Genomic DNA, 962 nt, shown 5'->3' with positions numbered 1-962 from the left:
GACGGCCCCGCCTACGCTTCGCACGCCGCACAGGACGGTTTTTCGAGCAATGAAGATCTGGAGGCGTTTCTGTCCCGCGCGTTTTCAGGCGGAGGACGACGAGCCCAGGGCACGTTCAGGGCGCGTGGACAAGATGTGAGTTATGCGCTCCCGGTGGCTTTTCTGGATGCGGCCAATGGCGCGACGCGGACGATCACATTGCCTGAAGGCAAGACCTTGCAGGTCAAGATCCCCGAGGGTGCAGCCGACCGGCAGATGCTGCGGCTAAAAGGACAAGGAATGCCTGGGTTTGGCGATGGAGCGCCGGGCGACGCCTATGTCGAACTGCATGTCCAGCCACATTCGTTCTTTCGCTCCAAGGACGGTAACATTCACGTCGACGTGCCGGTCACCTTGACGGAGGCGGCCCTGGGCGCCCGAATCGAGGTGCCGACCATCACCGGACCGGTCAAGGTGACCGTTCCGAGGTGGTCCAATACCGGCACAACGTTGCGGCTTCGCGGCAAGGGAATCCGCGACCACAAGACCGGCCAGCGCGGGCATCAGCTGATCACCCTCAAAATCGTCCTTCCCGCGGCCGAGGAGCCCGAACTGGTCGCGTTTCTGGAGACATGGGAGCCAAAGACCCGGCTAGCCCCGCGAAAGGAGATGCTGAAATGACGGGTATCGACGCGCTTGTCGCGGCCATCTCGGCGCTGCAGCGAAAGGATCTCGAGACCTGGCTTCGCGATGAGCTCGTCGCGGCGGAGTCGGATGCCGGGACGCTCACCTTTTCGGACATGGAATGCGCCCGGATCCGTTTCATCTGCGCGCTGCATTACGACCTCGAGATCGACGCGGAGACCCTGCCGGTGGTGTTGACCTTGGCCGATCAGCTCTACGAGACACGACAACGCCTGTTGTCACTGACCGCGGCTGTCGCGGCGCAGGACGAGCCCATCCAGAAGGCGATCATCGCGGCT

2 protein-coding genes are annotated in these 962 nt (G+C 63.0%); both read left to right on the top strand.

Translation table 11 applies throughout. The features are described from left to right. The first annotated feature begins 135 nt into the window (after positions 1–135). Positions 136–660: a J domain-containing protein gene (locus tag VQ045_RS21795; protein WP_331831621.1), complete on the top strand. Its 525-nt coding sequence runs from the start codon at positions 136–138 to the stop codon at positions 658–660. Then, positions 657–962 (top strand): hypothetical protein (locus VQ045_RS21790; RefSeq protein ID WP_331831620.1); only part of this gene is annotated, 306 nt, incomplete at its 3' end. The genes VQ045_RS21795 and VQ045_RS21790, both read left to right, overlap by 4 nt.

The organism is Aurantimonas sp. E1-2-R+4, assembly GCF_036549515.1.
Taxonomy (GTDB): Bacteria; Pseudomonadota; Alphaproteobacteria; order Rhizobiales; family Rhizobiaceae; genus Aurantimonas; species Aurantimonas coralicida_A.
The sequence above is the reverse complement of the archived record's forward strand: the minus strand, read 5'-3'. Positions and strand labels throughout refer to the sequence as shown.